This window comes from Flavobacterium soli DSM 19725 (assembly GCF_000422705.1).
Lineage (GTDB): Bacteria > Bacteroidota > Bacteroidia > Flavobacteriales > Flavobacteriaceae > Flavobacterium > Flavobacterium soli.
In genome coordinates, this window is sequence record NZ_AUGO01000001.1 from 149,325 (window position 1) to 168,173 (window position 18,849).

18 protein-coding genes are annotated in these 18,849 nt (G+C 34.6%); 5 read left to right on the forward strand and 13 right to left on the reverse strand.

Annotated elements, in window-relative coordinates:
* Nucleotides 1-6: 6 nt before the first annotated feature.
* The 6 genes from G508_RS0100670 to G508_RS0100695 all read right to left on the reverse strand — a co-directional run bounded on the left by G508_RS0100670 (nt 7) and on the right by G508_RS0100695 (nt 6,959).
* On the reverse strand, nt 7-2,214 hold the full coding sequence (locus tag G508_RS0100670) for a TonB-dependent receptor (RefSeq protein WP_026703515.1): 2,208 nt from the start codon (nt 2,212-2,214) through the stop codon (nt 7-9).
* A 233-nt stretch (nt 2,215-2,447) separates the two neighbouring features.
* The gene (gene arfB / locus G508_RS0100675) at nt 2,448-2,849 is read right to left on the reverse strand and encodes an alternative ribosome rescue aminoacyl-tRNA hydrolase ArfB (protein WP_026703516.1); all 402 of its coding nucleotides are present in this window, start codon (nt 2,847-2,849) and stop codon (nt 2,448-2,450) included.
* Between the two features lie 2 nt (nt 2,850-2,851).
* A complete protein-coding gene (locus tag G508_RS0100680; protein WP_026703517.1) occupies nt 2,852-4,966 on the reverse strand; it encodes a DUF4301 family protein in 2,115 nt (704 codons plus the stop codon).
* Nucleotides 4,930-5,550: a nicotinamide riboside transporter PnuC gene (gene pnuC / locus G508_RS0100685; RefSeq protein WP_026703518.1), complete on the reverse strand. Its 621-nt coding sequence runs from the start codon at nt 5,548-5,550 to the stop codon at nt 4,930-4,932. Before pnuC ends, G508_RS0100680 begins: the two co-directional genes overlap by 37 nt.
* 52 nt (nt 5,551-5,602) lie before the next feature.
* A complete protein-coding gene (locus G508_RS0100690) occupies nt 5,603-6,325 on the reverse strand; it encodes a phosphoglycerol geranylgeranyltransferase (protein WP_026703519.1) in 723 nt (240 codons plus the stop codon).
* Nucleotide 6,326: 1 nt separating this feature from the next.
* Nucleotides 6,327-6,959 carry a 4'-phosphopantetheinyl transferase family protein gene (locus G508_RS0100695; protein ID WP_026703520.1) on the reverse strand — a complete coding sequence of 211 codons (633 nt, stop codon included), beginning with the start codon at nt 6,957-6,959 and terminating at the stop codon, nt 6,327-6,329.
* 163 nt (nt 6,960-7,122) lie between these two features.
* On the opposite strand from G508_RS0100695, the gene ahcY reads away from it, so the two are divergent.
* Nucleotides 7,123-8,439 (forward strand): adenosylhomocysteinase, encoded by a 1,317-nt coding sequence (gene ahcY, locus G508_RS0100700; protein ID WP_026703521.1) that lies wholly within the window; start codon nt 7,123-7,125, stop codon nt 8,437-8,439.
* 143 nt (nt 8,440-8,582) lie between these two features.
* On the opposite strand, the gene rpmA is transcribed toward ahcY, so the two are convergent.
* Nucleotides 8,583-8,843: a 50S ribosomal protein L27 gene (gene rpmA / locus G508_RS0100705; RefSeq protein WP_007805051.1), complete on the reverse strand. Its 261-nt coding sequence runs from the start codon at nt 8,841-8,843 to the stop codon at nt 8,583-8,585.
* A gap of 22 nt (nt 8,844-8,865) precedes the next feature.
* Complete coding sequence (gene rplU, locus G508_RS0100710) at nt 8,866-9,288, reverse strand: 50S ribosomal protein L21 (protein WP_026703522.1); 423 nt, start codon at nt 9,286-9,288, stop codon at nt 8,866-8,868.
* Nucleotides 9,289-9,553: 265 nt separating this feature from the next.
* On the opposite strand from rplU, the gene G508_RS0100715 reads away from it, so the two are divergent.
* Nucleotides 9,554-10,879 carry a M16 family metallopeptidase gene (locus G508_RS0100715; RefSeq protein ID WP_026703523.1) on the forward strand — a complete coding sequence of 442 codons (1,326 nt, stop codon included), beginning with the start codon at nt 9,554-9,556 and terminating at the stop codon, nt 10,877-10,879.
* A gap of 12 nt (nt 10,880-10,891) precedes the next feature.
* On the forward strand, nt 10,892-12,925 hold the full coding sequence (locus G508_RS0100720) for a M16 family metallopeptidase (RefSeq protein ID WP_026703524.1): 2,034 nt from the start codon (nt 10,892-10,894) through the stop codon (nt 12,923-12,925).
* A gap of 289 nt (nt 12,926-13,214) precedes the next feature.
* On the opposite strand, the gene G508_RS0100725 is transcribed toward G508_RS0100720, so the two are convergent.
* Nucleotides 13,215-14,081 carry a DMT family transporter gene (locus G508_RS0100725; protein ID WP_026703525.1) on the reverse strand — a complete coding sequence of 289 codons (867 nt, stop codon included), beginning with the start codon at nt 14,079-14,081 and terminating at the stop codon, nt 13,215-13,217.
* Between the two features lie 123 nt (nt 14,082-14,204).
* Between G508_RS0100725 and G508_RS0100730 the strand changes: the two genes are divergently transcribed.
* Complete coding sequence (locus G508_RS0100730) at nt 14,205-14,588, forward strand: heavy-metal-associated domain-containing protein (RefSeq protein ID WP_026703526.1); 384 nt, start codon at nt 14,205-14,207, stop codon at nt 14,586-14,588.
* A gap of 80 nt (nt 14,589-14,668) precedes the next feature.
* Here G508_RS0100730 and gldD read toward each other — a convergent pair whose 3' ends face one another.
* The 4 genes from gldD to mutY all read right to left on the reverse strand — a co-directional run bounded on the left by gldD (nt 14,669) and on the right by mutY (nt 18,285).
* A complete protein-coding gene (gldD, locus tag G508_RS0100735; RefSeq protein ID WP_026703527.1) occupies nt 14,669-15,232 on the reverse strand; it encodes a gliding motility lipoprotein GldD in 564 nt (187 codons plus the stop codon).
* Between the two features lie 17 nt (nt 15,233-15,249).
* On the reverse strand, nt 15,250-16,548 hold the full coding sequence (gene gldE, locus G508_RS0100740; RefSeq protein ID WP_026703528.1) for a gliding motility-associated protein GldE: 1,299 nt from the start codon (nt 16,546-16,548) through the stop codon (nt 15,250-15,252).
* A 23-nt stretch (nt 16,549-16,571) separates the two neighbouring features.
* Nucleotides 16,572-17,003 (reverse strand): single-stranded DNA-binding protein, encoded by a 432-nt coding sequence (locus G508_RS0100745; RefSeq protein ID WP_026703529.1) that lies wholly within the window; start codon nt 17,001-17,003, stop codon nt 16,572-16,574.
* Between the two features lie 238 nt (nt 17,004-17,241).
* Nucleotides 17,242-18,285, reverse strand: coding sequence for an A/G-specific adenine glycosylase (gene mutY / locus G508_RS0100750; RefSeq protein ID WP_026703530.1), 1,044 nt, complete (start codon nt 18,283-18,285; stop codon nt 17,242-17,244).
* Nucleotides 18,286-18,419: 134 nt separating this feature from the next.
* Between mutY and G508_RS0100755 the strand changes: the two genes are divergently transcribed.
* A complete protein-coding gene (locus tag G508_RS0100755) occupies nt 18,420-18,710 on the forward strand; it encodes an HU family DNA-binding protein (RefSeq protein WP_026703531.1) in 291 nt (96 codons plus the stop codon).
* Nucleotides 18,711-18,849 lie beyond the last annotated feature (139 nt).

Below are 18,849 nucleotides of genomic sequence, written 5' to 3' on the forward strand. Positions count from 1 at the left end.
CAAATTTTAAAATTTCAAGGTCAAACCCGCTAAGAAATTAATGCCAGCTTGAGGATAATATCCAGCTCCTTCAATGGTGCTAATTTGTCCTGGGGTACTAAAATCATCATCATACGTATAGAAATATCCGTTGCTTTCATACTGATAATCAAAAATGTTATTCACAAGTCCTGAGAAAACAATGGATTTGAAGATCGAATTGGTTTTGATTTCATAGGTAACACTCAAATCATTTACCACATAACTATCTAATTTAGAACCATCCGAATCAATATTTCCCATATATTGTTCGCCTACAAATTTGCTCAGTAAAGAAAGTTGCAAGTTTTTTATCGGAAGAAAGGTTAAAGCATTTCCGAAGATTACATTTGGCGAAAAGGCAATATTCGTATCACCAAGGTTTTGCAAAACACCGTCTCTCTGAAATACAAAATCCTTGTTTTTATTGGCACTAACCGTTACATTGGGTTGCAAGATCCATTTATCCGAAAGATATAAAGCAGCATCAATTTCGAGTCCTAAACGATAACTATCGCCACTGTTTTCACGGATTGGAGCTCCAACATCGTTTAAATCACCCGTTAAAACCAATTGGTCTTGGTATTGCATATAATATCCATTGATATTGAGTTTTGCTTTTGCAGAAGCATACCTCCAGCCTAATTCAAAATCATTTAATTTTTCAGGCTTAGGATTTCCAGATTCATAATCGTTTCGATTTGGCTCACGATTGGCTCTAGCATACGAAAAGTAAATATTATTTTTATCGTTTATCGTATAGGTCAATCCTGCTTTTGGGTTGAAGAAGTTAAAACTATCATCGACTAATCCTGTATCGTTGCCATTTGCCGAATAATTGACATTTCGATATTGCAAATCTCCAAAAAGACTAAACTTTTCGGTCAGTTGATAATTCGCTTTAGCAAAAATATTAAAGTCGGTTTTGTCCGAATAATCATCATAGTATTTGAAATTATATTGCGGCAAGATGATACTTCTTGTCCAAAGCACATTTCCAAAATGCTTCCCTTCATATTTGTTATAGCCTCCACCCACAATGAAATCAAGCTTTTGATTTTTATAGTTTGCAGAAAAAGTAGTTCCATAGAAATCATTGTCGAGCCATTTTTGACGAATCAGATCTGATTCTTCGACTAAAACACCATCAATGATTTGTGGCTCTAGTGCATAATCGGTAACATCCTCTCCAGCCTTATAATTTTCATAATACCCCTTTCCAATAGTATAATGAAAGGCAAGATTTGTGCTCCAATTAGAATTCCACTTTTCACTCCAATGCAATTGATAATGGTCCTGATCATAATTATCAGTTTCATTGTCATAAAAACGAGTCACGCCATTGTCATCAACATATTCTCCAGCTGTATTGTAAGTTCTATCGTTTTCAAGTTTTTCTGGATCTTCCAAACCGTTCCAAGACTGGTAGGTTTTTTCCTTTCCTCCAAAAACAAGTGCCTTGATCAACGTGTTTTCGTTTGTATAAGTTCCTTGTAAAAAATAGGATTTTAAGTTGGAAGAAGCCCTGTCGACAAAACCATCCGATTGAATGTTTGAAACACGTCCTGCAACTTCAAAATGGTCGTTCATCAATCCTGTTCCGAATTTGACGGTGTGTTTTCTAGAATTAAAACTTCCGAAGGAATTCGAAATTTCGGCGGAAGCCTCTTTTGATGTGGCATCTGTAAGAAGATTTAAACTTGCTCCAAAAGCTCCAGCTCCATTGGTTGAAGTTCCAACACCACGTTGCAATTGAATACTTTCTACAGATGAAGCAAAATCAGGCATGTTTACCCAAAAAGTTCCTTGGCTTTCGGCATCATTATACGGAATTCCGTTAACGGTAACATTCACACGGCTTGCATCACTACCACGAACACGAATTCCTGAATAGCCAAAACCATTTCCTGCATCAGAAGTAGTGACTACAGATGGAAGAAAATTCAGCAAGATTGGAATATCTTGCCCTAGATTTCGCTTTTGCAGTTCTTCTTTAGAAATGTTACTGAAGGTTACCGGGGTTTGGGTCGTAACCCTTACGGCAGAAACCAAAACTTCGTCTAGCTGGTTGACTTTTGTGGTGTCCTTTTGAGTTTCTTGCGAAAAAGAGCAGATTGAGGAAAGAAGGAAAGAAGAAACAATAATTTTCTTTCGCTTTGAACCTTGAAGGTTCGGTAATTTGAATAAAGTTTTCATTCGTAAAAAATTACGAATAAAAGGGGTAATTATTCTGTTGTTAAAATTAAAAAATGATGGTTCTACGGCATTCCCTTAGTGTGCACTCTAAGAAATTTGTCGTTTTTTCCCTTGGCAGCATTACCCGCCCAGGTTCTTTGGGTATAATCTCAGCTCGTTATTTTGAGCACCCCTTTGAGACAGGGCAAAACTAATTATAAATTGTGAATTATGAATTATGAATTGCGATAAATTTAGAAATCGGGTTTTCTTCTGTTTTGCTTGATCTCAGAATTATTTTTTTTATCCTTCAACCTTTTTCTAATTACTGACTTTGGGACTTTTGTTGTCTTTCTAATTTTTGGCACAATTAGGCCTTGTGTGATAATTTGCAAGAATCTTTTGGTTACAATTTCCTTGTTCTTGAGTTGGCTCCTATCTTCATCACAATTTAGAATCAGAATTCCTTCACTTGTCAATCTGGATGACAGCTTGTTTTCAAGAAGTGTTTTTTCTTCTTCAACAAGAGCTTCGGAATTTAGCAAATCAAAAGACAAAACAACTTTTGAAGCTACTTTATTTACATTTTGACCACCAGCACCACTACTTCTCACGGCTTTGTAGTTGAGTTCGGATATGATTTTTTCTTTGTCCAAAATTATTGTGGCTGATGAGCTGGCTTTAATAAATCGTTTACCGTTTTTACAGGATTGAATGTAATCAATGGAACTTCAACAAAAATGGTGATCCAATTGGCCATAGCTCCATTCCATAATCCAGGAAGTTCATAAGCCTTTATATCTCGACCGTGTTTTGTTTTTTCAACAATAAAACCACTATTGTGATCGATGAATTGCATGAGGTCGAATTTTTCTCCTTTGTAATTTTTGATACCACAAATCAAATCAACCGGATTGAAATGGGTGGCGGTTTTCAAAATAGCAAGCTGTTCTGGATTATTAGTGTCTACTTGGGACGATTCGACAATTTGTAACGAAACACGACCCTTGCTATCTCTTGCCCAAAACGGACCTCCGCCTGGTTCGCCTTCGTTTTTAACCATACCACAAACCCTTATTGGCCTGTTTAGTACTTCTTTGACATACAGAATTTTATTAGCCAATGTATATTTATCAAAATCGGCGACAATACCATTATTCAGTTTGCTTTTTATAAAAATTACAATTTCTTGGATGTCATCTTCAGTGATAACTTCTGACTCCATTTTATGCAGATAATCGAAAATTGTTTCTTGCAATTTTACTAAAATTCCAGCTAAAGCTTTTTTGTAGAGTGCAATTTCTTCGATGTGATTTTGAATAACATTGTCGATGTTTTTAATGAAAACAATATCCGCTTCAAGATTATTTAGATTGTCAATCAAGGCACCATGACCTCCAGGTCTGAAGGTTAATTTTCCAGATGGTTCGCGAAAAGGGAGATTGTTTGAGTCAACCGCAATTGTGTCTGTGGCTTTGTTTTGATAGGTGAAATTGACATGAATGTTGATTCCAGAAGCTTCTTCAACTTTAGATTTAACGTTTTCAATAATTTCTTCAAAACTCCTTTGATGCTCTTCCGAAACCGTGAAATGCAAAAATGCTTGACTATTTGAACTCGAATAAAAAACACATTCATTCAAATGCTCTTCAACTGGAGTGGCAATGTGGGTTTCATATTGATGAAAGGGCAAAACACCTTTAGGCTTACCTGCAAAATTGAAAGCTTTGGACGAAAGTAATGTTTTTATAAAATAATAATCTTTTAGATCCTTGTTCCATTGTTTGTAATTGGAATAGTTTTTATGGAGCGACTCTTCTACTTCTTCATAAAACGGAAACTTTTCAAGTCCAGCTAGAAAAACTGCCATTGAAGAATCTTTCTTTCTATTAATATAAGCATTTATAGTCTCTTCGTTTACTTTGAAATCATTCAAGAACTCTAATAAAAACTTAAACATTCTTGTTGCAGCTCCAGAAGCAGGAACAAATTTTTTAAGCTTGAGATTGTCTTTTTTAGCATCAAAAAGAGATTCAAATTCTTTAAAATTAGCAGCTGATAATTTAACTATTCCATCCTCAATATTTGCAGCCCGATCCAAGATTGCTTTTGGCAATCCTTTTTTAAAAATAGTCAGGTGTTTCAAAACAGCCTCGGGTTGAATACCGTGATCATGCATTTGAACAAAATCATGCGACGAAAAACCTATTTTTTTTAGTTTTTCTAAATCAGCAATAATCTTAACCGCTTTGTTAAAACGTTCTTCAGCATTGCCCGATATAACTATAAAAGGTTTTTGATGTGCAATCAATGCCTCTTTAAAAGTAGTAAAAGTGGCTTGCCTATCGGATGGTTTATCTCTTAAATCGTCTTTTGTCCAAGGAACATCAACATCTGTTAGAAAAAATAAATCATACTTGTGTTTTGATGCTGCTTTATCTAAAATTGGATCACAAAAATCATAATACATTTCCGAAAAAACCTTCGTAACCAGTAAATTGGTATCACAAAAAAGATATTTATTTGCTCTATGCAACAACTCATTTTCCAACTTAATTTGTCCAATTGCGATCGGAATCAAATCTGCTGGTTCACATATTTCTTGAGAAGAATCCCATTTTTGTTGCAAATATTCGCGTGCAAATTCTGGAGTCCAAACTGTTTCAAAGTGGTCTGCTAATTGTTTTGCTAACGTTGTTTTGCCAGTACTTTCTGGACCAAACATGGCAATCTTTATTATATCTGTTGGTTTTTGTCTAAAATTTTCCTCCATTCTAAATACGCTAAAATTGCCAGAACTGTAAATATTACATATTGAACAGACAATATTCCTAATCCCCTATATCCATATAGCGGAATTGTTATTAAATCGCCTACGATCCATAATGTCCAATTCTCGATTTTTTTGAGAGCCATATACCACATTCCAGTAAAGAAAAGCCCCGAAGTGAAAATATCAATATAATTTTCGGGTTTAATCTCTTGACCAAAAAGATGATAAATTATGTAGGTTACTACAATAGTAAGAAAAAATAACGCAACTCCTATGATTTTTTCACGAGTGTTGGTTCTAGATATATGAATTAGTGGTTTTCCTTCCTTTTTTCGAGTCCATTGAATCCATCCATAAACACTCATTATTGAAAAATAGACATTCAGTGTCATATCTGCAAAATAACTCGCTTTAAACAATAGATAAACCGTTAGAACAGTAGCAATAATTCCGGTAGGATAAACCAAAATATTTTCTTTTTTGGCATAATACACACTTATAATTCCGAAAAAAAACACAATTGCTTCTAAGGTTATGTCAATTGCTGATTTGTTTTTATAGGCTTCTAGAAAAAAATCTATCATTTGGGTTTAGCATTTAGCAGATTGGAAAACTACAAATAAATATTGTTATGAATTATAAATTGAGGTTGAAAAAATTGTTATCTTTTTCGAATGCAGTTCCAATAACAACCAAATCAGCACCAGAAGCATAGGCAAGTTCAATTTCATCTTTCGATTTTATTCCTCCTCCAACTATCATTGGGATTTCAATATTTTGGGAAACCAATTGAATAATTGCTGCTGGAACTGATAAATGAGCACCACTTCCTGCTTCCAAATAAATCAATTTGTTACCTAACATTTCTCCAGCTTGTGCAGTATCCAAAACTTCTTGCTCATCATTTCGTGAAATTGGCGTCGTTTGGCTTATTTTGGCGACAGCCGTTTCATTCCCACTTTCTATCAGAATATAGCCAGTCGGTATAATTTCTAGATTCGTTTTTTTTAGTATCGGAGCCGCCTTTACCTGATGTTCAATTAAATAGTCGGGATTCCGTCCGGAAATTAAGGACAGAAACAAAATACCATCTGCATGGTTGGAAATTTGCGAAGGATTCCCGGGAAATAAAACAATTGGAAGATTAGAATTTGCTTTTATCTTTAAAATTAAGTCATCTATTTTTTTCGAAAAAACAAGGCTTCCGCCGATGAAAACATGAGTTGCTGGAGATTGATCAATTTTTGATATAAGTTGATCAATACCTTCCCAAACAATCTTATCAGGATCGAGCAAAATGGCAAGTAGCTTTCGCTGTTCGGTTTTGGCTTTTAGGATTTCCGAATAGATATTTTTCATCTTAATTTTTTTCGAATGCATATACAAGTGTGAAATTTTCAATCTCCTCGAATTGTATCGAAAATTCCTTGTTTAAATTTGCAAACGTCAACAATGCACTAGTTTTGTAATCGTTTATTTCGAAAGGAAAAACCGAAATATGATCCTTAAAACTTATCCCTACTTCATTCTGAATTTTAAAAATAGCTTCCTTCACTCCCCAAATTACGGTAAGTTTTCGAATATAATCTGAAGCTTCTCTTTCAAGAAAGTCAAATTCTGTATCAACAAATTTATCCGCAATTAGGCTTATTTTGTCCCTTTGCATTTCAATATCTATTCCTGTTTTTTCATTACTGATAATAATGGCCGAGAAACCAAATGAATGAGTGATAGAGATATGTCGACCATCACTTAAATGTGGTTTTCCAAATTCGTCATAATACAAATCATGGTCAGAATAACCTGCCGATTGCAATAGCATCCTAACACTTAGAAAACCTCGCTGATGCATTTCGGATTTCATATTGTTGAGCCTTATAAGATTGGTATCATTTAACAAGACTTGATCGAAAAGATCCTCGAAAGTTTCGGTTATTTTCCAAACATGGATTTCGGTATCCAAACCACAGCTTTTTGATTCGTGTAAAGGCATTTTATATTTTGAGTGTTAGAACAGTGATAAAGAACAGAATGAGCTTCAAATTCAAAAGATTACCTAATCAAACAAACCTTAAATATTATTTTAGGACTGCATTAATAAAAAGTAATTCCGTAAATTTGCAAAAAATTTTTAGCTAATACAAATATAAAAATAGATGAGTACACAAACTTTGCCTTTTATTGCTTACAAAGTGAAAGATATTTCGCTTGCAGCTTGGGGAAGAAAAGAGATTGAATTGGCGGAAGCTGAAATGCCAGGTTTGATGGCCTTGAGAGCTGAATATAAAGATGAGCAACCTTTAAAAGGTGCTAGAATTGCAGGATGTCTTCACATGACGATTCAAACTGCGGTTTTGATCGAGACTTTAATCGCTCTTGGAGCTGAAGTTACTTGGTCTTCTTGTAATATTTTCTCTACACAAGATCAGGCTGCTGCTGCAATCGCTGCTGCCGGAATCCAGGTGTATGCTTGGAAAGGTCTTGACGAAGAGTCTTTTGACTGGTGTATCGAGCAAACTTTATTCTTTGGTGAAGATAGAAAGCCATTGAACATGATTTTGGATGATGGTGGAGACTTGACAAACATGGTTTTTGACCGTTACCCTGAATTGGTTCCTGGAATCAAAGGTCTTTCTGAAGAAACCACTACTGGAGTTCACAGATTGTACGAAAGAATGAAAAATGGCACTTTGGTAATGCCTGCTATCAATGTTAATGACTCGGTTACTAAATCGAAATTTGACAACAAATACGGTTGTAAAGAATCTGCGGTTGATGCGGTTCGTCGTGCAACAGATTTGATGTTGGCTGGAAAAAGAGTTGTCGTTTGTGGATATGGTGACGTTGGAAAAGGAACTGCTGCTTCTTTCAGAGGTGCTGGTTCTATTGTAACAGTTACTGAAATTGACCCGATTTGTGCTTTGCAAGCTGCAATGGACGGATTTGAAGTTAAAAAACTGGACACTGTTATCGCTAATGCAGATATCATCATCACGACTACTGGAAATAAAGATATCGTTCTAGGATCTCACTTCGAGAAAATGAAAGATAAGACTGTTGTTTGTAACATTGGTCACTTTGATAATGAAATCGATATGGCTTGGTTGAACAAAAACCACGGAGCTTCAAAAATCGAAATCAAACCTCAGGTTGACAAATATACAATAGCTGGAAAAGATATTATCATTTTGGCTGAAGGTCGTTTGGTAAACCTTGGTTGTGCAACTGGACACCCAAGTTTTGTGATGAGTAACTCATTCACGAACCAAACTTTGGCTCAAATTGAATTGTGGAAAAACAGTGCTTCATACAAAAATGAAGTATATATGCTACCAAAACATTTAGATGAAAAAGTAGCTGCTTTGCACTTGGCTAAATTGGGAGTTGAATTGGAAACATTGAGAGATGACCAAGCGGCTTACATCGGAGTTGATGTTCAAGGTCCGTTTAAACCGGAGTATTACAGATATTAATCTATTTGAGAAATCTGAAATAGATTTAAGATTTACCCTCGCTAAAAAGCGAGGGTTTTTTTATTGATAAAACTCCTTAAATGATTGCCATAAAAAAAGCCCATTCTTTCGAATGGGCTTTCAAATATCAAAAATCTTAATTCTTATGCTTCGAATGGAAGAATAGAAACGTAAGATTTGTTATCTCTTTTCTTTTGGAACTTAACAACTCCATCTACTCTAGCGTGTAGGGTGTGATCTTTACTGATGTAAACATTTTCACCTGGATTGTGTTTAGAACCTCTTTGTCTTACGATGATGTTACCAGCAATAGCAGCTTGTCCACCAAAAATCTTAACACCTAAACGTTTCGATTCTGATTCTCTACCATTCTTGGAACTACCGACACCTTTCTTATGAGCCATGACGTATTGGTTTTAAATGTTATTATTCTTGAGTTTCTTCTTTTTTAGCTTTAGCTACTTTTTTCTTTGGAGCTTCTACTTCTTCTTCAGTTGCTGGAGCAGCTTCTTTTTTAGCAGCAGCTTTCTTAGCACCTGGAAGTGTAATTCCAGAAATTTGGATTTGAGTCAAATATTGACGGTGTCCATTTCTCTTTTTGTAACCTTTTCTTCTTTTCTTTTTGAAAACGATTACTTTGTCTCCTTTTAAGTGTTGTAACACTTTAGCTTCTACCGAAGCACCTTCTACAGCCGGGGCGCCTAAAGTGATTGTTCCGTTGTCATCTAATAAAAGAACTTTTGCAAAAGAAATTGCATCTCCTTCTTTATCAGCCAAACGGTGAACATAAACCTTTAAGTCTTTGCTTACTTTAAATTGTTGCCCTGCTATCTCTACGATTGCGTACATAACAATGATGTTTAGTTAATTTTTAAGGTTGCAAATATACAACTTATTATTATATGTGCAATTACATTGATAAAAAATATTTAAACTCTAAAAAACAACTCTTTAGAATGATAAACATCATCAAAAAAAAACCCTAATCAAACCCTTATCTTTTGTTAAATGAACAAGTAAGTGAAAAAATAAATGAAAAAAAGTTAATTTTGGCGTAACAAAACATTCATTTGATATACTTATATCAAAATCCAATAACAAATTATTAATCGTTATGAAAAAATCATTAATGGCTTTGAGTTCAGTTCTTATGCTTGGAAGCGTTGCTTCTGCCCAAAAGGTGACTTTTGAAGAATTCACTCTAGAAAATGGTCTTCATGTTATCTTACATCAAGACAAATCAGCTCCCGTAGTTATTACATCTGTAATGTATCACGTTGGTGCAAAAGATGAAAATCCTGAAAGAACAGGTTTCGCACACTTCTTTGAGCACCTTTTATTCGAAGGAACTCAAAATATCGGTCGTGGAGAATGGTTTAAAATCGTATCAGGAAATGGCGGAACTAATAACGCAAACACTTCTGACGACAGAACATATTACTATGAAGTTTTCCCTTCAAATGGATTGGAACTAGGTTTATGGATGGAGTCTGAAAGATTAATGCATCCCGTAATTAACCAAATTGGGGTTGACACTCAGAATGAAGTAGTAAAAGAGGAAAAAAGATTAAGGGTTGATAATTCTCCTTACGGAAATCTATTTTCTGCTGTTAAGCAAAACATCTTCAAAAAACACCCGTACCGTTGGGCTCCAATCGGATCTATGGAACACTTAGATGCTGCAACTTTAGAAGAGTTTCAAGCTTTTAATAAAAAATTCTATGTACCTAACAATGCTGTTTTGGTTATTGCTGGAGACATCGATTATGGACAAACTACGAAATTAGTAAACAAATATTTCGGTTCTATCAAAAGAGGAGCTGACGTAAAAAAACAAACTTTCGTTGAAGATCCAATTACTGAAACCATCAAGGCTACATTTGAAGATCCAAACATCCAATTGCCAATGGCAGTTGCTGCATACAGAACTCCTTCTATGAAAACGCGTGATGCAAAAGTATTAGACATGATTTCATCTGTATTAAGTGATGGAAAAAGCTCTATGCTTTACAAGAAAATTGTAGATCAAAAGAAAATGGCTTTAGAAATTGGCTCTTTCAACTATAGCGAAGAAGATTACGGAACTTATTTCGTATACGGACTTCCAATGGGCGAAAACACTACTGAAAGCTTGATTAAAGAAATTGACGAAGAAATCGTGAAATTGCAAACACAATTGATTTCAGAAAGAGATTTTCAAAAATTGCAAAATAAATTCGAAAACCAATACGTAAACAGCAATTCAAGTGTTGAAGGTATTGCAGAGAATTTGGCTACCTATTATTTATTGTATGGCGACATCAACTTGATCAACAATGAGATCGACATCTACCGTTCTATCACACGTGAAGAAATTAGAGACGTTGCTAAAAAATACTTAAATCCAAACCAAAGACTTCTTTTGGATTATGTTCCATCTAAAGACAAAGCTCAAAACTAAGATTCGTATATCATGAAAAAAACAATATTAATAGCAAGCTTGTTCTTAACAGTAATTATGCAAGCACAAGATCGACCTCAACCAAAACCAGGACCAGCTCCTGTAATTAACATCGGGAAACCGCAAACTTTCGAACTAAATAACGGCTTGAAAGTAATGGTGGTTGAAAACAACAAACTTCCTAGAGTTTCCTATAATCTAACAATCGACAATGCTCCTTATGCAGAAGGTGACAAAAAAGGCGTTGCCGATTTAGCAAGCAGCATGATTGGAAATGGAACCAAAAAAATGTCGAAAGATGCTTTCAATGAAGAAATCGATTTTTTAGGAGCCAACATCGGATTTTCATCAAATGGTGCTTATGCAAGCGGTTTATCTAAATATTCAGGCAGAATTTTAGAATTAATGGCAGATGGAGCTTTAAACTCTGTTTTCACTCAAGAAGAACTTGACAAGGAGAAAGCAAAGCTTATCGAAGGTATCAAAAACCAAGAGAAAAGTGTTGAAGCTGTTGCCGGAAGAGTAGAAAACGTTTTGGTTTATGGAAAAAATCATCCAAATGGAGAATACATTTCTGAAGAAACGATCAAAAATGTAAACTTAGCTGACGTTCTTAACGAATACAATACCTACTTTGTTCCAGCAAATGCTTATCTAGTTGTTATTGGTGATGTAAAATTCAAAGAGGTAAAAAAATCAGTAGAAAAATTGTTTGGCTCATGGAAAAAAGCAGCTGCACCAGCAGTTTCTTACACTGATCCAAAAGATGTTCAGTACACTCAGATCAATTTCATCGACATGCCAAATGCGGTTCAATCCGAAATTTCTTTGGTAAATGTTTCGAATCTAAAAATGACTGACCCTGATTATTTTGCAGTTCTTTTGGCAAATCAAGTGTTAGGTGGAGATTTCAATAGCTACCTAAACATGAACTTGAGAGAAGCACACGGATGGACTTATGGAGCTCGTTCAAGTATTCGCGGAAACAAATATGTTGGTAAATTTACAGCAAACACACAAGTTAGAAATGCTGTAACGGATAGTGCTGTAGTTGAATTTTTCAAAGAAATCAAAAAAATCAGAACTGAAAAAGTAGCAGATGATATGTTGAAAAACGTAAAAGCAGGATACGTTGGTAACTTTGTGATGCAAATCCAAAAACCAGGAACTGTCGCACGTTATGCATTGTTGGCACAAACTCAAGGCTTACCAGCTGATTTCTACGAAAACTACATCAAAAACATCAATGCAGTAACTGCTGACGACATTTTGAGAGTAGCTAAAAAATATTTCCACGAAGATCAAACTAGAGTTGTAATCACAGGAAAAGCAAGCGAAGTATTACCTGGATTAGAAAAACTTGGAATACCATTGTTCTTCTTCGACAAATATGGTAACCCAACTGAGAAACCAGTTTCTAAAAAACCAGTTCCAGCAGGAGTAACAGCTAAAACTGTTTTAGACAATTACATCCAAGCTGCAGGAGGAGAAAAAGCCGTAGCTGCTGTAAAAACACTTTCTTACAAAGGTTCTGCAACAATTCCTGGAGCTCCAGCTCCTGTTACTTACACAAGCAAAACAGATGCAAAAGGAAAATTCCTTGTAGATGTTTCAATGGGACCAATGAGCTTAATGAAACAAGCCTATAACGGACAAACTGGATATATAAACGCTCAAGGTCAAAAAACCAACCTTGAAGGAGAAACACTAGCAGACATCAAAGCTATGGCATATCCTTTCCCAGAATTGACATTAAGAAGCAATTCAGCAATCCAATTAAAAGGAATCGAAACCATCGAAGGAGCTGATGCTTATGCAATTGTAAACGGAAAAACAACTAGCTACTACGATGTAAAAACAGGAATGAAAATTGCTGATATGACAGTAACACCACAAGGAAATTCTGGTGTAACTTACAAAGATTACAAAGAAGTAAAAGGAGTAAAAGTTCCTCACACTATTATAGTAAACATGGGTATGGAAGTTGAAGTAAAAATGGATGAAGTAAAAGTAAACGAAGGTGTTACTGATGCTGATTTCAATTAATCAACAAAATATTTAGATTCTAAAGACTGTCAGAAATGGCAGTCTTTTTTTATTTTTAAACCATCAATCTTTTTTAGGAGCAAATCGCTTGCGAATAAAACAATCCATGTTCCCGCCTTCCTTCCAAAGCTTTTTTGTTTTTAAAGAAAAAACAAAAAAGGCTTTTCCCTCCAGTCGGGGCTAGATCAGAAACTTTAGGTTTTTTTTAATCAAAAAAATTTAAATCACAAACTTTATAAGCGAGAGCCAGCGGCTCGACTTCTATTGTAATCCCAGATTTTAATCTGGGCTATTTCCGAGCCGATAAATACACACCAACCAAAACAATAAAAGCGCCCAAAAACTGAACAGGCGTCAATGATTCATGATCCAATACACCCCAGAAAATAGCAACAAGTGGCAACAAATAAGTAACTGAAGAAGCAAAAATTGGCGATGAAATCTGAATCAATCTAAAGTAAACAACATTTGCAACACAAGTCCCTAACACCGCCAAAATCCCAACATAGAGCATTGAAGTTTGAGTTTCGGATTGGTTTACAATTTCAAAAAAATCGGTACAACATAAAACTATAATGGCAGGAACTAACAAAACCACAAAATTCCCTGTAGTAATACTCAAAGGATTTACATCCGAAAGGTATTTTTTGATCAGATTGACATTCACAGCATAACAAATCGCTCCCAGAATAGCCAAAGTTGCATACCAATAATTCTGTCCCGGATGGTTTACAGCTCCATTCAAAACCAGCAAAACACATCCAATCAAACCAATGATCACCCCAAAAAGCTGTCTTCTCTGAAAACTCATCCCAAAAACCAAAGCCCCAAGAACAAGGGTTCCTAGTGGTGTCAGCGAATTTAAAATCGCACTAACAGAACTGTCAATTTGAGTTTGGGCAATCGAAAAAAGATAGGCCGGAAAAAAAGTCCCCATAAAAGCCGTCAAGGCGATATATTTCCATTGGTACTGTCTTATGTTTTTCAAACTATTGAAACCAATAATGATTAGAAAAGTGGCTGCAAAAATCATTCGGAGTGAACCGAGTTGAAATGGCGACAAACCTACAAGTCCACGCTTGATAAGAATAAATGAACTTCCCCAAATTAGCGAAAGCAAAATCAGTAAAACCCACTTAGATTGTCTTGAAAGCATAATAAAATTTTTGTTTCGCAAAATTCTATTTTTTAAATGGAAAACCCCTTCTTTTTTTTGCTAATTTTGTAATCTGTTCCAAACAAAGGAAATAAATCGCAATCTTTTAAAAAACACACCCTTATGAATTTCAAAAAAACTTTTCTAGCAATCATTCTTGCTGGATTTATATTTACAAGTTGTAAACAAACAGCTGCAGAAGCTACAACTGAAACTGCTGCAACTCCAGCAACTGAAACGCTTGCTGCAACAGGAAAAATCGAAACAGCAAGCTTCAATATCGAAGGAATGTCGTGTGAAGTGATGTGTGCTTCAAAAATCCAAAAAGAATTGACCAAGACAGAAGGCGTTCAAAAAGCTACCATCGATTTCGAAAAGAAAACAGCAACTGTTGAATATGATCCAGGATTAATAACTCCTGAAAAATTAATAGAAACTGTTGAAGCGGTTAATGGCGGAGAATCTTATAAAGTTTCAAATTTGAAATCGACAGCAGATCAGGCCTAACATTCTGAATAAAAAAAAGAAAACACATTATAATTTAATGTTACAGCATAAAAAAGGGAACTCAATCGGTTCCCTTTTTTTTATTTCCATCTCAAACTTTCCATCAAATTCTGCAAATCATTCCGAACATAACTTGTAGCAGGCATGATCGAATCAAAATTAGGTTTTGCATAAAAATACACAGAACAATTAATAAAGTGCCTTGTGCTATCAGTTGCATAGAATTGCGTGTTTGTTGCGGCATTTCCATTAACTTGATAAAACATTCCGTAGACCTTGTCTTCCCTATTCATAAAAGGTTGTTCAATGATGTCATCTGCCTTCACGACATGCTCATAGGTTAATTTTTGGGCATCAGTCAAAAGTTTATTGATATTATTCTGAATCGGTTTATAGGTCAAATAAATTGTAGCCTTCATCTTTGGATAATCGATTGAAAGATTGCAATTGCCATTTTGTTTCACAATTCCTTCTGCATTTAAATCAAATGTAAACGGACAATCTGTTTCATAACGAACGTATTCTGCAACTGGATAATCTAATCGCAATTGTCCGGTTGGTTTTGGCATAACATCTTCTTTGCAACTTACACTACAAATAAAAATAACTGAAAATAATACAGCCGAAATACTCTTTTTAAGCATGCTTTTGGTTTTATTTTTTAACTAAGTGTGACCTTAACTTGTTTTATTCTTTTTTTATCAACCGTTTCGATGGTAAAAATACAATCATCAAAGTTAACCTTTTGACCTTTTTTAGGAAAATTGCCCAAAATTTCCAGAATCAATCCAGCCAAAGTTTCGGCCTCACCTTTTTTTTCTTCAAAAATTTCTTCGTTTACAGAAACAATCCTATAAAAATCTTTCAAGTATATTTTGCCTTCAAAAAGGAAATTCTTGTCGTCAATTTGAGAAAAATTGATGTTTTCATCATCAAATTCATCGCTAATATCCCCTACAATTTCCTCGATAATATCTTCCAGAGAAACTAACCCCGAAGTTCCTCCATATTCATCAACAACAATAGCGAGATGACTTTTCATTCCCTGAAAATCCTTCAAAAGGTTGTCCAGCTTTTTGTTTTCGGGTACAAAAAAAGGTGCCCTAATCAAGCTTTGCCAGTCGAATTCTTTTTTATCAATATGCGGAATCAAATCCTTGACAAACAAAACGCCTTCGATATGATCTATATTGTCCCGATAAACTGGAATTCTCGAAAAACCTTTATTTACAATTTTTGGAAAAATTTCTTCAAAAGTCTCTTCGATTTCTAAAGCAAATATATCAATCCTCGGACTCATAACTTGCTTTGTATCGGTATTTCCAAAAGAAACAATTCCTTCCAGAATTTTTTGTTCGTCAGATGAGGTTTCTTCAGATGACGTTAACTCTAATGCTTGAGATAATTGATCGACAGAAAAATTGGATTTTTGCTTTCCTAATTTCTTTTGCAAATAAATCGTTAGCGATCGCATCGGCAAACTAACGGGTGACAGCAATTTATCCAAAACTAAAATAAAACCCACTATATTAGTTGCGAATTTTATATTGTTTCTACTTGCATAGATTTTTGGCAAAACTTCTCCAAAAAATAATATGAGAAAGGTAATAAAGAATATTTCGGCCAGAAATTTCAGCCAAGGCAAAGTTGGAAATTCAAATAGATCTCGGCCTAAAATAGAAAAAAGGACAACTATGCTGATATTGATAAAATTATTAGCAACAAGTAATGTTGCTAATAATTTTTTAGGTTTTTCGAGTAACTTGGAAATTATTTGGACTTTTCGGTGATTTTTTTGCGAAGCATCGTCCAAGTCTTTTTGAGATAATGAAAAGAAAGCTACTTCTGCACCAGAAATAATGGCCGCCAAAAATAAAAGCACCACTATTCCTATGAAACCAAAGATTAAGGTAGCATCTGAAGTTTGAAAAAAATCTAAACTGGGAGGCTCCGGGTCCAAATCAATTAAAATTAGTTAAACAATTAGAACGGCATATCGTTATCTGGCAACATGCTATCGTCATAACTTGAGTTTTTTGGTGTAGGAATTGGGCTTGATCGAACACCTTCAGAATCTTTTTTCAAGCTCAAGAACGTAAATTCTGTAACTTGAATCTCTGTAGTATATTTTTGAGCACCATCTTCTGATTGCCATTGACGTGATTTGATTCGTCCCTCTACATATATTTTATCACCTTTAGAAAGGTATTTTTCGCAAATCTCAGCAGCTTTATTCCTTACAACAAGGTTATGCCACTCAGTTGAATTGATTTTTTCTCCAGTGCTTTTATTAATGTAAGTCTCATTAGTTGCTAAAGGAAATCTTCCGATGCAATTACCTCCTTCGAAATAATGCATTTTTACTTCATCTCCAAGATGTCCAATTAGCGTAACTTTATTTATCGTTCCATTCATTTTTAGGGGTATTTTTATTTTCAAATATAGTAATTATTTTAAAATAATGTTTTAAACTTAATTTCTTACAATTGGCTGTCATCTAAATAATTACAAAAAAATGATTTTTAAATATAAAATAATTCTTTCAATTTTTGATTCAAAAAAACCTAGATCTCCACAATTATTTATTATTATTTAACAACTTCCTCGATGAAATTTTAAAACAAGTTCTAAAATAAAACCTGGTTGGTAATTTTTAATGTTCTAAAAACTTTTCAATAAAGTTATAAATAACAATTGGAAAAGGAAAGGTTTTAAGAAAAGAATTATCAATTCCGCCCGAAATCAATCCCTGAACCTCAACTTTCCAAAATTTAATATGCAACTTTTGATGAGAAAGTTTGTGGGTTTTATCATTTGCATTCATTTCTGCAATGGCAATTATCTCATTTTCAACCATTAAATCATCTGAAATCTTTTCAATCAAATCTTCAAGTTGAATTTCTGCATTAGATTCGATTAATGGAAACTCAAATAGATTATGCCAAATACCTTTGTCTATTCTTTGCTGAATTTTAGTATTTCCATGCTCATCTTGTATTACCAAATAATTAAAGAAGCGATCCCTGACTTTGGTTTTCTTCAACTTTACTGGCAATTCATTAACTTTATCTAGCTTCAAAGCCAAACATCCATCATTCATCACACAAACACTACAATCAGGGCTTTTAGGCACACATTGCAATGCTCCAAACTCCATAATTGCCTGATTGAAAACAGCAGGAGTATGCTTGGGCATTAATTCCAAAGCCAATTGTTGAAAGATTTTCCTAGAAGCGGGTTGCGAGATATCAGCATCAATATCAAAAACGCGTGACAAAACCCTGAAAACGTTTCCATCTACTACCGGAACCGCTTCATTATACGAAAAAGAAGCAATTGCAGAAGCAGTATAATCGCCAACTCCTTTCAGTGAAAGTAAGTCTTTATAATTATTCGGGAATTTACCTTCTAGCTCAAAAGCTATATATTGTGCTGTCTTATGGAGATTTCGAGCCCGAGAATAATATCCGAGTCCTTGCCAAAGTTTCAAGACCTCTTGTTCTGAGGCTTTCGCCAAATCAAAAACTGTGGGAAAAGCTTCAGTAAAGGCATAAAAATAGGGCATACCTTGGGCCACGCGCGTCTGTTGCAGGATGATTTCGGAAAGCCAAATTGGATACGGATCAATCGTATTTCGCCAAGGCAAATCACGCTTATTTTGTAAATACCACCTTATTAATGAGTTAGAAAATTCCATGGGTAAACTTTGAGTCAACAAAAGTAAAAGTTTATGTAATTAAATTTTAATGAATTAGGTTGATATATTGTTTTTTAAATTCATATATTTGCAACCTCAAAAAAAATAGTACATCAATATAAATTCGAAAGAAAATGACGAAAGCAGATATCGTAGCGAAAATTTCAGAAAAGTTAGGTCTTGAAAAAGGAGATGTTCAGGCAACTGTTGAAACTTTTATGGAAGAGGTTAAAACTTCATTGGAAACTGGAGACAACGTTTACTTAAGAGGTTTTGGAAGTTTTATCATCAAAACTAGAGCTGAAAAAACAGGTAGAAATATCTCTAAAAACACTACAATTAAAATTCCTGCACATAATATTCCAGCCTTCAAACCTGCAAAAGTGTTTGTAGAAGGAGTAAAAACAAATAACGAAGCAAAATAAAACTAATTATTAATCACCAAAAATCGACAGATTATGCCAAGTGGTAAAAAAAGAAAAAGACATAAGGTAGCGACTCACAAACGTAAGAAAAGAGCGAGAGCTAACCGTCACAAGAAGAAAAAGTAGTTCTAAACTACTT

Excerpts from the sequence above, each read along its gene's own strand:
- G508_RS0100670 (WP_026703515.1), bottom strand. The coding sequence starts at position 2,214 with ATGAAAACTTTATTCAAATTACCGAACCTTCAAGGTTCAAAGCGAAAG.
- G508_RS0100680 (WP_026703517.1), bottom strand. The coding sequence starts at position 4,966 with ATGGAGGAAAATTTTAGACAAAAACCAACAGATATAATAAAGATTGCC.
- pnuC (WP_026703518.1), bottom strand. The coding sequence starts at position 5,550 with ATGATAGATTTTTTTCTAGAAGCCTATAAAAACAAATCAGCAATTGAC.
- G508_RS0100690 (WP_026703519.1), bottom strand. The coding sequence starts at position 6,325 with ATGAAAAATATCTATTCGGAAATCCTAAAAGCCAAAACCGAACAGCGA.
- G508_RS0100695 (WP_026703520.1), bottom strand. The coding sequence starts at position 6,959 with ATGCCTTTACACGAATCAAAAAGCTGTGGTTTGGATACCGAAATCCAT.
- ahcY (WP_026703521.1), top strand. The coding sequence starts at position 7,123 with ATGAGTACACAAACTTTGCCTTTTATTGCTTACAAAGTGAAAGATATT.
- rpmA (WP_007805051.1), bottom strand. The coding sequence starts at position 8,843 with ATGGCTCATAAGAAAGGTGTCGGTAGTTCCAAGAATGGTAGAGAATCA.
- rplU (WP_026703522.1), bottom strand. The coding sequence starts at position 9,288 with ATGTACGCAATCGTAGAGATAGCAGGGCAACAATTTAAAGTAAGCAAA.
- G508_RS0100715 (WP_026703523.1), top strand. The coding sequence starts at position 9,554 with ATGAAAAAATCATTAATGGCTTTGAGTTCAGTTCTTATGCTTGGAAGC.
- G508_RS0100720 (WP_026703524.1), top strand. The coding sequence starts at position 10,892 with ATGAAAAAAACAATATTAATAGCAAGCTTGTTCTTAACAGTAATTATG.
- G508_RS0100725 (WP_026703525.1), bottom strand. The coding sequence starts at position 14,081 with ATGCTTTCAAGACAATCTAAGTGGGTTTTACTGATTTTGCTTTCGCTA.
- G508_RS0100730 (WP_026703526.1), top strand. The coding sequence starts at position 14,205 with ATGAATTTCAAAAAAACTTTTCTAGCAATCATTCTTGCTGGATTTATA.
- gldD (WP_026703527.1), bottom strand. The coding sequence starts at position 15,232 with ATGCTTAAAAAGAGTATTTCGGCTGTATTATTTTCAGTTATTTTTATT.
- G508_RS0100745 (WP_026703529.1), bottom strand. The coding sequence starts at position 17,003 with ATGAATGGAACGATAAATAAAGTTACGCTAATTGGACATCTTGGAGAT.
- mutY (WP_026703530.1), bottom strand. The coding sequence starts at position 18,285 with ATGGAATTTTCTAACTCATTAATAAGGTGGTATTTACAAAATAAGCGT.
- G508_RS0100755 (WP_026703531.1), top strand. The coding sequence starts at position 18,420 with ATGACGAAAGCAGATATCGTAGCGAAAATTTCAGAAAAGTTAGGTCTT.